We start from the raw sequence: 11,643 nt of genomic DNA, 5'->3' as shown, positions 1-11,643 counted from the left end.
GCCCGCTGCAGGGCATAGCTGAACACCTGGGAGCCGTCCAGGCTGCAGTAGAAGTGGGCGGAGATCATCCCGGCGGCATGCTTGTCGCGGTCATGGACGGTGACCCGACCCTCAAGCCCGCCCAGAAGACGGTCGCGGTCAAGATCCTCGCCCCGGTGCAGCCGGTACCCCCGGCGCCCATACCGGGCCTGCCGTTCACGCCCGTCGAGTTCAACGCCATCTCCGTCACGCCGTACGTCAACGCCGCCGGCCGTCTGACTGCCTGGTTCGCCTGGTTTGCACCAGTCTGGGCTGATGTGAGCGTCCTCGGAGTTGGCGTTTCTCGTCAATGTCTGCCGAGGCCGAGGCGATCATGACCATGCCCGTCGCACGCACATGCCGAGTTCAGGGTGTTCGCGGGAGCGTGGACGCGATTCCGGTAGTGCCGATGAGTTTTGTGCGGATCCGTGGTCGATACGGCTGGACACACCGACAGCGGTGGGCCTGTGCTGGGAACGTCCAGCGCGGGAGGAAGCACATGGAGGTAGTGATGAGCGTGGACGACTCCAAGCAGGAGCACACCATCCGGGCTGGCGAGCAGGGGACGCGGGTGAGCGGTCCCAGGGTGTTGGTGGCGGGGGCGAGCATCGCGGGACCCGCGCTGGCCCACTGGCTGCGCCGGCGGGGGGCCGAGGTGACCGTGGTGGAGCGGGCTCCTGAGCTGCGTCCCGGCGGGCAGGCGGTGGACGCGCGCGGGGTTGCCAAGGAGGTCATCGGGCGTATGGGGCTGGACGCGGCGGTGCGCGCGGCGTGCACCGACACCGCCGGCGCGCACACCGTGGACGCGGACGGGCAAGTGCTGGAGACCTTCCGTGCCGACGACGACGGTGGCGACGGGTTCATCGCGGACATCGAGATCCTGCGCGGGGACCTGTCCCAGGTGCTTTACGACGACACCCGCGACGGCGTCGAGTACGTCTTCGGCGACCGCATCGCGGGGCTCGCCCAGGACGCGGACGGGGTCGACGTGGTCTTCGCGGGCGGCGACCGGCGGCGCTTCGACCTGGTGGTCGGGGCCGATGGGTTGCACTCGGCGCTGCGAGCGATGGTCTTCGGGCCGCATGAGCGGTTCCTCCGCCACCTCGGGCACGTGCTGGCCTTCTACAGTGTGCCCAACGAGTTCGGGCTGGACCGCTGGCTGTTCGAGCACCAGGACCAGGAGTCCGGGCGCTCTGCCCTCCTGCGGCCCATCCAGGACGCCACCCGGGCGATGGCCATGTTGTCCTTCGCCTCGGCCGACTTCGACGTCGACTACCGTGACGTCGCGGCCCAGAAGGTCCTGCTGCGTGAGCGGATGGCGGGCCTGGGCTGGTTGGCCCCGGACATCCTGGCGCACCTGGACGACTCCCCGGACTTCTACCTCGATCAGGTCGCCCAGGTGGTGATGCACCGCTGGTCGAGTGGACGGGTGGGGCTGCTCGGGGACGCGGCGTTCAGCTCCTCACCGATGTCGGGGCAGGGCACCGGGCTGGCGCTGGTCGGCGCCTACCTGCTGGCCGGCGAGCTGGCCGCCGCCGGCTGGGACCCCGACGCCGGGTTCGCCCGCTACGAGGCGCGGATGCGCTCGTTCGTCGAGGCCAACCAGGAGATCGGCCGGTTGAACGCGCGCAGCCGCGGCGTCCCCGGGCCAGAGGCCGAACCGCTCCCCGATTTCGCCGGCGAATGGTTCACCGAGCTGGTCGGGCGCGCGATCAACGGCGTCGAGCTGCCCGACTACGCGGGGGTGCCGGACTCCGCAGCCCCGGCCGGATCGCCGATCACCTCGTCGGCCAAGCCGTAGGTGTCACATGACGTGTCGAGAGGGACCACGCTTCGGTGGGACACCGCCGGACGACCTCCGCTCATGCCGTGTAGTGCGCGTTGGAGCGCCCGTTCGGCGGCCACGCCACGGAAAGGGGTATCCCGGTCCCCGAGGTCATCGCCGGGGAGCCGGCCGCGGAGATCCCGTACCTGGTGTCGCGACTCAGGTGAGCGGGGGTCGCGACGCTCGAGGCGGCATCCGAGGTAGGACGGTTGCTGCGTGCCGTGCACGCCATGCCCATCAAGGGGGCCGGCCTTTTCGGCGAAGTACCGCCAGGACATCGCCCGCGCGCTCACGGCCGCGACTCCCGTCATGCTCACGGGCGAGCGTGGTCAATCACGCTCAGGCTCGCGCTCTGCTGGCCGCCGTGGAGGCTCAGGAACCGAGCGGCAAGCGCCTGGTGGCGTTCTTCGCCCTCATGTACTACGCGGGGCTGCGTCCGGAGGAGGTCGTCAACCTGCGGGACCACAACGTCACCCTTCCGCCCCTGGTGCTGAACGAGGAGACCGGCGAGTGGGAGGAGTCCGGGGAGTGGGGAGAGCTGCGCTTCGCCAAGGCCGCCCCGTTGGCCGGGCGGGAGTGGACCGACGACGGGACACTCCACGAGGAGCGCACTCTCAAGCACCGGGCGGAGGGCACACCCGCCCCGTGCCAATGCCGCCCGTCCTGGTCCGAATTCTCCGGGCGCATCTGGCCTCGCCGTACGGCAGGGCCGCCGACGGCCGGCTGCTCTCCGGCGTGCGCGGAGGAGAGCTGCCCAGCATCACCCACCGGCGCGCCTGGGCCAAGGCCCGGCAGGACGCGCTCACCCGGCGGAGGCCGCCTCCCCGCTGGCCAGAAGGGTCTATGACTTCCGCCATGCCTGCGTCTCGACGTGGCTCAGCGCGGGGGAACCGCCCACGCAGGTAGCCGAGTGGGCCGGCCACAGCATGGAAGTCCCGCTCAGGATCTACGCCAAGTGCATCGTCGGCCAGGACGAGGCCGCCAAGCGCCGGATCGCCGACGCGCTCAAGGAGGACTCCGAGTGATCGGGAACCGCCCCGAGAACTTGCGCACGTATTCGGCACAGCCAACCGCAGTCGCCCGCCGCTGACCGCACACACCACCGCACACACCAAGAGAGCCCCGGACCTGCGTTCCCGCTGGTCAGGAGCTCTCTTGTGCTGTTCACAGAACGCGCGCCCTGCAGGATTCGAACCTGCGACCGTCGGATTAGAAGTGGAACGGTGCTTCGCAATCGGACGACTCTCCGACCTGCAGCCGGATATATGACCGTCCCCGGCGCAAGGGGCGGCGTCCCGTACATGTTCCGGATCTTGCTCTTGGCCCACTTCGCCGGAGAATTCTCGTCCAACCCTCACCGGTGCATTCGGTGGCCCAGGACTGAGGCACCAAGCTCTTGGCCGTCGATCGCCCCCGACCCCACATAGAGGCCGGCCACAGCAGGGCGATCGTGAGAGTAGTACCACTCTCCTATATTTCAAGAGACTGTTGCTTTGAATGTTATAGCTATGATTTCACTACAAGCACGCTCTCCATCGATCCAAGATTGGCGCTAGACTAAGCAGCAGCCAACGCTAGAGCATGTCATGCAGCGTGAACCTGCGCCCGGGTATCTGTTCTCGAATTCGAGCCTTCGGGTCAGAAGTGTTTTTCCACCTGACAGCAGGGCCGACCAGCGAAAACTGCTTCAACTCCTCTTCTATGGGAAATTTTCCAACGCAATCCGGTTGCGCAAGCTGCGCAATTCGGAATGATTATCGACGATAGTTATGCACAGGATATCAGGAACAGAATAATATTCGGGTTGATGAAATTCCCATCGGCCGCCCACTACAGGAATATGCTCAAACATCACACTATAAGGCGCCGACCGATCATCAGCCCACTCCCTAAGGATATCGCTCAAAGTATTGCGACTAGGCTATTACTCTCTAGCATCGTAGCGGACCCGCCGCACTTTATAGGCGAAAGGAAGTGGAGCTTGCGATGAGGGTAGTAGTCCATCTTTAGACCATTCTCCGGCGGGCCGTCAAATAATTCCTTGAGATCTTTCAGATCGCCCAGCATGTTTTCCAATAAGGTGACCGAGGAAACCAGTAGAGCGATGAAGGCCAAGATGTTTGCTTGACCTCTTGGTACCAGTCGCCGCAGTCCCGCAACCTTTGGCTCCTCATCGAGGATTTCGTTAATCACCTGCCCAGGATTACATTGGCTTTCCTCTAGTTGTGCGATCTTGTTGATGAGCCGCTCCTGCTCATCCCGCCTGAGAGCGGCCATACGGACCGTGTAAAGGACGCCCAGCGTATGGAGCACCGGTTCGTGATCGTTTATGTATGCGCAGATGGGGCACGGCCTCTTGGCTTTCGGGATGCTGTCCAATGGCATCTTGTAGGGGTCGAACTCGAACAGAGACGAAGCGGCTGGCAGCTCAACGCCTGACTGAAAGTGCGCGCCACACCGGCTACAGAGAATCGGCAATTCCATAGTCGTAGTATCACCCTGGCACTGTCATGGAGGTAGAGGGTTGCACTAACCTCGATCTTTCTCGACCTTGAGTTGGTCGGCTGAAGTCTTTGGCTGGAGGTCGATTTCCTCGCTGTGGTCAGCGTGGGTGCCCGGCTGTCGCGCCGGGTGGGCGGGGTTCCACGGGCCCGCGGGTCCCCTTTCCTGATCGTGGGACGGGTTGGTGCTGGTCAGGTCGGCGCTGGCAGGGCGTGCAGGCGGGCCAGGGCAGCGATGATCTGGCGGGCCCAGGGCCATCGTGTCGGTATGCGCAGGTACAGGCGGCGGCCGCCGTGCACCAGCCGGCCGGCCACGGCGAACAGGCGCAGGCGTAGTCGTTTGGGCTCGTAGCGGCGGGCGTCGGTGCCGTGCAGGGCGAGCATCTGCATCCAGGCGAGCAGTTCGCAGGCCAGGGCGACGATTACGAGCCAGATCTGGTTCTGGGTGAAGTCGTGCAGGGGCAGGTTGCGCAGGCCGGTGTCCTTGGCGGTGCGGATGCGGTCTTCGGCGCGGGCGCGGCGGCGGTGGCGTAGTTCCAGGTCGGCGAGCTGGCCGCCGGGGGTGCCGGTGACGAAGCAGGTGAAGCGGTGTCCGTCGAGGTCGGTGAAGCGCAGTTGGGCGCCGGGGTGCGGGCGTTCTTTGCGGACGATGACGCGCATGCCCTTGGGCCATCCGGTCAGTTCCAGCAGGCCGGTGAGCTCGGCGACCCACGCGCCGGGGCGTGGCTGGCGGTCGGCGTTGTAGGCGGGGGTCCAGGCGGTGGCCGGGAGCTTGAGAATGGCCTGCGCGATGTAGTCGGTGATGGTGAAGCCGATGGAGTACTTCAGCCATCGTCCTGGGCGGGTGAGCCAGGCGAGGAACTCGTGGGTGCCGCCGCCGGAGTCGGTGCGGATGAGGACGTTGCGTCGCAGGTGTTTGGGAAGCTGGGCCAGGGCGAGGCGGGTGGTTTGGATGTGGTCGGCGGCGGTGTTGGAGCCGGCGTTGCCGGGTCGCAGCATCAGGGCCAGGGGCTCGCCGCCGCCGTCGCCCTGGTGGTCGGCGAAGGCGGTCATCGGGCGGGGGCCGTAGCTTTTCTTCCATGTGGGGGTCGCGTGCTGCTTGTCGGAGTGCGAGATCACGATGGTGGCGTCGAGGTCGACGATCACGGGCTGGCCATCTGTTCCGGGGGCGTGAGCACCGGCCAGGTGCCAGGCGCGCCGGCGTGCGGTGGCGCGGGCGGCGCGGATGGCCTTCAGCGCGCGGGCCTCATCGGCGGCGAGCCGGTCGATCAGGCGCGAGACGGTCGGGTCGGAGGCGACGGGGCCGAACAGCTCAGGCTGGGAGCGCAGCACGGCGATGTCGGCCAGGCAGTCCCCGCCGAGCGCCAGGGTGAGAGCCATGTCGGTGATGATCTTTGCAGGGTCGTGCACCGCTCGGCCGGGTCGCCACCGTTCCAGCTGCTGGGACAGGTGCTTGTCCAGTCCGGTGATGCGTAGCGTCTGCATCAGCAGCAGACCACCGCCATTGAAGACCAGCCCGCGGCCATCGGCAGACACGGTGATCTTGCGGCGAGAAGCGATAGAGTTCACTCGGAAAGTGCCTTCTGATCTGGGATGGGCGGGGCCTTAGACAAGTCCGATCCTCCCAGCTCAAGGGCACTTTTCTTATGTGAATGATCAGGTCGGCTCAAATTCGCCGTGAAAGCCGCAGGTTAATGCGAACAAGGCTGGATAGCCCTATGGTCGACAGGCGCCGCGAGCTGTGATCGGTGGGCGCGGCCCGTCACCAGCGGAGGGTGCCGTTGTCGTCGAAGAATCCGCCGGTGGGACCGTCGTCCGCCAGTGTGGCGAGCCTGACGGCGATGGCGGCACCGTCGTCGGCGGTGCGGGTGAGCGGCAGTCCGAGATCCTTGGTGAAGTCCGTCGCGCAAGGGCCCGGCGAGCAGGCGTTCACCAAAATTCCCGCGCCGCGCAGTTCCTTGGCGTACTGGACGGTCAGGGAGTTCAGAGCCGTCTTCGAGGGCGGGTAGGCGGCCTGCGCCGGCAGCTTCGACATGTAGTGATTCGGGTCGGACATGGAGGCCAGCGACCCGATCTCGCTGGACATGTTGACGATCCGGGCCGCGCGGGACCGCCGTAGAAGCGGCAGCATCGCGTTCGTCACCGCGACGACTCCGAAGAAGTTGGTCTCGAACACTTCCCGCACCACGTCGAGGTCGGCGCCGGAAGGCGTCAGCGGCGACGGGACCCCGGAAACACCGGCGTTGTTGACCAGCACGTCGAGCCGACCGTACATGTCCTCGACGGTCTTGGCCGCGTCGTTCACGCTGGCCTGGTCGGTCACGTCGATGGTGATCGGGACCACGTCTCCGCCCACATCCCGCAGCGCGCGCGCCGCGTCAGCACCGCGTCTCGGATCACGCGAGCCGAGAAGCACCGTCATTCCAAGAGCGGCCAGCCGCCCGGCGATCGCGTTGCCGATCCCTCTGTTGGCTCCCGTGATCAGAGCGATGGAAGGCACGTTGTCGGTGATGTCAGTCATGACATCGAACACCATCATCGGCAGGACCGCTGAGCAATGACAGGCGGAAGAACAATCAGTACCTTCAAGGTATGGATCCACTGCAGACGCGGGCGTTGACCTATTTCCTGACTTTGGCCGAAGAGTTGCACTTCGGCCGTGCGGCGGACCGCCTGGGAATCGCCCAGCCCCCGCTGTCGAGGTCGATCCGCAGCCTGGAGACTCAGCTCGGCGTCACGCTTCTGGAACGCACCAGCCAGCGGGTGAGGCTGACCCCCGCTGGAGAAGTCCTGCGCGACGAAGGACGGCTGGCACTGCAGGCCATGGCCGCGGCGGCTCATCGGGCCCAGCGAGCTGGTCGACTCGATCCCGGCCTGACCCTGGTGATGAAGCCCGGAGGCGACGGGGGTCTGCTGCCCGCCATCTTGGCGGCCTACGAGTCACGGCCGGGGGCGCGCCCGGTAAACGTCGTCGTCTGCGCGATCCACGAGCGCGCCACGATGCTCCGCGACGGCCGGGCCGACGTCGGACTGCTGCACAGTCCGAGTCCACACTGCGATCTGCGCGGCCTGGACTCCGAGGAACTGCTGGCCGAACGCCAGGTCGTGGTCGTGGGCGCTCGGCACCAGCTGGCTCAGCGGTCCAGCGTGCGGCTTGCCGACCTCGCAGGCGAGACGCTCGCCACCCATGAGGCGGCGGCAGCGGGCGAGGCCAGCGTCCGCGACATCGATCAGTTGATGCAGCTGATTGCGCTGGGGCGGGCGGTCGCCCTGGCCCCGGAGTCGGTCCGTGGCCAGCTTCGGCCGGACTTGGTCTGCGTCCCGGTGCTCGATGCCCCGCTCATCTCGGTCCTTCTTGCCTGGCCGCAGCAGCACCGATCCCTCGCGGTGGCGGAACTGATCCGCACGGCCGTGGATGTCGCCGAAAGTCATCGCGCACAGCCACAGGAGGCATCGGGATGACTACGTCCCTGTGACGAAATGCCGGGGCTAAAACGCCATCGGTTGGTCAACAAGTCGCACGCGGGTCGGCTCGGACAGCGAAGCCGGGCCACAGCTGCTGGATGCCCTCGCGCGCGGTTGCCTGGTCCGCCTGACGCCCCGTGAGAGGCTGAGCCCTGTGGATCGGGCCTTCCTGCCTATCGCTGCACCGCCTTAGTTGGTTGAGGGCGGTGGGGGTGTGGTGTGAGCGTCGGGGTCAGCAAAATGGAAGGCGCACGCGCAGTCGAGGACTTCCTCGGGTGAGCCTGAAGGGTAGCCGCTGGGCAGGAGGCTGTCCTGGTAGATGCCCTCGTAAGGAAGGTAGATTGCGAAGGCCCAGGTGTGCGGGAGGCCTTGGAAGCGCAGGCGGCACAGCCGCGCGTAGGCACCGCCGTGCAGGCGCGCTTCGACATAAGCGAATCCGCCGCGGAAACGCACGTCGATCCCGGACAGCTGCCAGCGCGAACGAGCGTGGTCGTTCAGGCGCTGACGCAAGTGATGCTTCATCGACTCAGGCGGATTCTTCGGCATGCCGCTCATCGTGCCCTCCAAGAGATCAACCACGCTGCTCGGTGAGCCAGGGTGAGGAACGAACCCTGGATCGTCGATCGCCCCCGAGCACGCACGGCGTCCAGCCATGCAATGGCGATCGTAGGACTGCATCTGTGCGGCGGCGCGGCAACCCCGGTCCGGGCGTTCGGCTGGTACGGCGGTGCTGGCATGTCATGCGACCGAGGTCCACGGCGAGACCGAGGCTGACCACGCCGGCCAGGTCGCCGAGGGCTTCGCGGAGCTTTGCGGCGGCGGAGTCGGGACAGTAGACAACCTTCTCGCCGCCGTGGTGCCAGAACTTCAAGTCGGGGTCGAGGTCGCCGCTGTTGGTGATAGTGACCTTGAGCGGGTACGGGGGAAGGCCCTGGGCGGCACGCTCGGCTCGACGGGCTTCGGAGTTGACCAGGAGGCGGGGGTTGTCGCGGCGCATTGTCGTTGCGCCGATGAGGATGGCGTCGCTCTCGGCCCGGACCTGCTTTTCCGCACTCGCACAGGCGGCGTGATCTCGGGATCGGCGTACGCGAAGGTCTGGCAGGAGGCTCGCACGTACGCCCTCACGCCCGATCAGGTCGCCTCTCCCCTGGCGGGCAGACCGTACGACCTTCGGCACGCGGCCGTCTCGCTCTGGCTCAACGCGGGCGTGCACGCTCCTGAAGCGGCCGAACGGGCAGGCCACGGCGTGGACGTCATGCTCCGCGTCTACGCCAAGTGCATCGACGGTCAACGAGACGTCGCCAACCGGCGCATCTTGGAAGCACTCGCGGCGTGACCCACCACGCCCAGCAGGACCCCGGGACACCTCGGGGTCCTTTCGCCGTTCCGGGGCCCGAAACCGCCGCGCCGACCTGGGGAAACGCGCTCGCGAGCATTCCGCGTATGTTCCGCGACCACTGGCGCAGGGCTGCTCATGGCGGCCCCCGCTGCCTACCACCCAACAACGCCGATCATGCAAAAGACCAGCTCAGACGGGGTTTGAGCTGGTCTTGGTTGCGCGCCCTGCAGGATTCGAACCTGCGACCGTCGGATTAGAAGTCCGGTGCTCTATCCAGCTGAGCTAAGGGCGCTCCCGCCTTATTGTGCATGATCCTGGGACCTGTCATGCACACGTTTTCCCCGTGTTCGTCCACCCAACCTGGCAGTCCCGAGGGATGTTGCCGACCGAAATGGCAGGCGGGGGGCGTACAAATGGGTCTAAGCTGTCGTGGCATGGTCGCGACGCTCCTGCACGAGATCCCCTTGCAGGGCGGGGACGTGACCGACGGGGTGGTGCGCGTCGGGGACACCGTGCGCAGGCCCGCCGGATCGTTCACCCCCGCCGTCCACTCTCTCCTGCGCCATCTTGAGGCCGTAGGGTTCGCGGGAGCGCCGCGGGTCGTGGGGATGGACGGGCTGGGGCGGGAGATCCTCACCTACGTCCCGGGTACGACCGGGTTGAACGCCGTGACCGCCACCGATGAGGCTCTGGTCGGGGTGGCCGGGCTCTTACGGGAGCTGCACGACGCGACCGCCGGGTTCCCGTTGAACACGCGCGGGTGGCAGGCCGGGTCGAACGACGACGCCGCCCCCGAGATCGTCGGGCACTGTGACGTGACGCCCGACAACGTGGTCTTCCGCGACGGGTGCCCGCGGGCCTTCATCGACTTCGAGCTGGCGCGGCCCACGACACGGCTGTTCGACGTCGTCACCACGCTCCGCCACTGGGCGCCGATCGCCGATCCCGTGGACACTCCCCCGCTGCTGCGCGGGCTGGACGTGGGTGGGCGGTTGCGGCTGTTCTGCGACGCGTACGGCCTGCCGGCCCGCGAGCGGCGGCGGCTGCTGGACCTGGCCCGGCTGCGGTTCCACCGATCGTACGAGGTGATGCGCGCGCGGGCCGCGACCGGCGGCGGATGGGCGCGCATGTGGGCCGGAGGGGCCGGCGAGCGCATCCGCCGGGCGGCGGCCTGGCTGGACGCCCACGAGGATCAGCTGCGCAGTCGACTGGTCGTTCCAGCCCCGGGTTCTGGTTCGCGGCTCTGACGACCGGTCTGGCGTGTCCGGGGGTGTCGGGTTCGGGTGGTAGGTGGCTGCTTCTGGGCGCGTCGGGTTCCGGTGCCGCCCCACCACTCGGCGGTGATGGGTTCACAGGGAGAGGGCAGGCGGTATGGGCGGGGTCGGTCGTGCGGGCTCGGGGCGGGGTCATCCGAACGGACATACGGACGGGCGGGCAGGCAGGTGGGCCCGGGTGGGCGGGGTCGCCGCCGGGCTGGTCGTCGACGCTCTGGTCGGTGACCCGCGTGCCGGGCATCCCGTCGCGTTGTTCGGGCGGGCCGCCGCCGCGTTGGAGCGCCGCCTGTACGGCGACGCGCGCGTGAACGGCGTCGCCCACGTCGCCGTCTGCGTCGGTGGCGCCGTCGCGCTCGGCGTCGCGGCCGAGCGGGTGTCGCATCCGGCGGCGCGGGCCGTTCTGACGGCCGCCGCCACCTGGGCCGTGCTCGGCGGCACCACGCTGGCGCGTGAGGGAGAGCTCATGGCCGACGCGCTGGAGGACGGCGATCTGGAGCGGGCCCGCGAGCGGCTGCCGCACCTGTGCGGGCGCGACCCGTCGGAGCTGGAGGCGCCCGAGCTGGCCCGCGCCACGGTGGAGTCGCTGGCCGAGAACACCTCAGACGCCGTCGTGGCCCCGCTCTTCTGGGGGGCCGTCGCCGGGGTTCCGGGGCTGCTGGCGTACCGGGTGGTCAACACGCTGGACGCGATGCTGGGGCATCGCTCCCCGCGGTACGAGCGGTTCGGGTGGGCGGCGGCGCGGCTCGACGATGTGGCCAACTACGTGCCGGCCAGGATCACGGGACTGCTCACCGTGCTCGCCGCTCCGGCGCCGGGCCGGGCGATGGCCGCCTTGCTGCGGGACGGCCATCGGCATCCCAGTCCGAACGCGGGACGCTGCGAGGCGGCCTTCGCCGGGGCGCTCGGCGTCACGCTCGGCGGGGCGAACGTCTACGGCGGCAGGACCGAGCACCGTCCCACGATGGGCGACGGCCGCAAGCCCGCGGTGGGGGACGTGCGCCGGGCGGTCCGGCTCGCCCGCGCCGTCGGCGTGGCCGCCTCGGCCCTCACCCTCGTGGCGGTTTCGGCGGTCGCCCTCCGATCGGGATCAGGAAAAGCCTCCCTCGGATCGGGATCGGGATCGGGATAAGCCTCCCTCCGATCGCGATCGGGAGAAGCCTCCCTCCGATCGTGATCGGGATCAGGAAAAGCCTCCCTCCGATCCGGAGGAGCCCTGCTCCG

11 protein-coding genes, 1 tRNA gene and 1 pseudogene are annotated in these 11,643 nt (G+C 68.0%); 7 read left to right on the top strand and 6 right to left on the bottom strand.

The annotated features are described in order from the left end of the window. From ABZS51_RS12825 to ABZS51_RS12815, 3 genes and pseudogenes are all read left to right on the top strand, one after another. Positions 1-356: pseudogene (locus tag ABZS51_RS12825) on the top strand (hypothetical protein); the annotation flags it as partial. A gap of 173 nt (positions 357-529) precedes the next feature. Then, a complete protein-coding gene (locus ABZS51_RS12820; RefSeq protein WP_355439359.1) occupies positions 530-1,819 on the top strand; it encodes an FAD-dependent monooxygenase in 1,290 nt (429 codons plus the stop codon). A gap of 388 nt (positions 1,820-2,207) precedes the next feature. Further along, on the top strand, positions 2,208-2,690 hold the full coding sequence (locus ABZS51_RS12815) for a hypothetical protein (protein WP_355439355.1): 483 nt from the start codon (positions 2,208-2,210) through the stop codon (positions 2,688-2,690). A 1,055-nt stretch (positions 2,691-3,745) separates the two neighbouring features. Here the strand turns inward: ABZS51_RS12815 and ABZS51_RS12810 are convergent. The 3 genes from ABZS51_RS12810 to ABZS51_RS12800 form a co-directional block, all read right to left on the bottom strand. Next, positions 3,746-4,327 (bottom strand): hypothetical protein, encoded by a 582-nt coding sequence (locus tag ABZS51_RS12810; protein WP_355439352.1) that lies wholly within the window; start codon positions 4,325-4,327, stop codon positions 3,746-3,748. A 209-nt stretch (positions 4,328-4,536) separates the two neighbouring features. Beyond that, positions 4,537-5,913: an IS1380 family transposase gene (locus tag ABZS51_RS12805; RefSeq protein WP_355439349.1), complete on the bottom strand. Its 1,377-nt coding sequence runs from the start codon at positions 5,911-5,913 to the stop codon at positions 4,537-4,539. Positions 5,914-6,106: 193 nt separating this feature from the next. Continuing rightward, on the bottom strand, positions 6,107-6,880 hold the full coding sequence (locus tag ABZS51_RS12800; RefSeq protein ID WP_355439346.1) for an SDR family oxidoreductase: 774 nt from the start codon (positions 6,878-6,880) through the stop codon (positions 6,107-6,109). A gap of 56 nt (positions 6,881-6,936) precedes the next feature. On the opposite strand from ABZS51_RS12800, the gene ABZS51_RS12795 reads away from it, so the two are divergent. Then, positions 6,937-7,806 (top strand): LysR family transcriptional regulator, encoded by an 870-nt coding sequence (locus ABZS51_RS12795; RefSeq protein ID WP_355439343.1) that lies wholly within the window; start codon positions 6,937-6,939, stop codon positions 7,804-7,806. 192 nt (positions 7,807-7,998) lie between these two features. On the opposite strand, the gene ABZS51_RS12790 is transcribed toward ABZS51_RS12795, so the two are convergent. Together ABZS51_RS12790 and ABZS51_RS12785 are read right to left on the bottom strand one after the other, a co-directional pair. Beyond that, positions 7,999-8,364 carry a hypothetical protein gene (locus tag ABZS51_RS12790; RefSeq protein WP_355439340.1) on the bottom strand — a complete coding sequence of 122 codons (366 nt, stop codon included), beginning with the start codon at positions 8,362-8,364 and terminating at the stop codon, positions 7,999-8,001. 16 nt (positions 8,365-8,380) lie between these two features. Then, complete coding sequence (locus ABZS51_RS12785) at positions 8,381-8,806, bottom strand: hypothetical protein (protein ID WP_355439337.1); 426 nt, start codon at positions 8,804-8,806, stop codon at positions 8,381-8,383. 69 nt (positions 8,807-8,875) lie between these two features. Between ABZS51_RS12785 and ABZS51_RS12780 the strand changes: the two genes are divergently transcribed. After that, positions 8,876-9,145, top strand: coding sequence for a hypothetical protein (locus ABZS51_RS12780; RefSeq protein ID WP_355439334.1), 270 nt, complete (start codon positions 8,876-8,878; stop codon positions 9,143-9,145). A gap of 221 nt (positions 9,146-9,366) precedes the next feature. Here ABZS51_RS12780 and ABZS51_RS12775 read toward each other — a convergent pair. Then, a tRNA-Arg gene (locus ABZS51_RS12775) sits at positions 9,367-9,440 on the bottom strand. A gap of 142 nt (positions 9,441-9,582) precedes the next feature. Between ABZS51_RS12775 and ABZS51_RS12770 the strand changes: the two genes are divergently transcribed. Together ABZS51_RS12770 and ABZS51_RS12765 are read left to right on the top strand one after the other, a co-directional pair. Next, complete coding sequence (locus tag ABZS51_RS12770; RefSeq protein WP_355439331.1) at positions 9,583-10,395, top strand: aminoglycoside phosphotransferase family protein; 813 nt, start codon at positions 9,583-9,585, stop codon at positions 10,393-10,395. 205 nt (positions 10,396-10,600) lie between these two features. Beyond that, the gene (locus ABZS51_RS12765; protein ID WP_355439329.1) at positions 10,601-11,551 is read left to right on the top strand and encodes a cobalamin biosynthesis protein; all 951 of its coding nucleotides are present in this window, start codon (positions 10,601-10,603) and stop codon (positions 11,549-11,551) included. Positions 11,552-11,643 lie beyond the last annotated feature (92 nt).

This window comes from Nonomuraea sp. NPDC005501 (genome assembly GCF_040605905.1).
Lineage (GTDB): Bacteria > Actinomycetota > Actinomycetes > Streptosporangiales > Streptosporangiaceae > Nonomuraea.
This window is presented reverse-complemented; position numbering and strand designations above follow the sequence as displayed.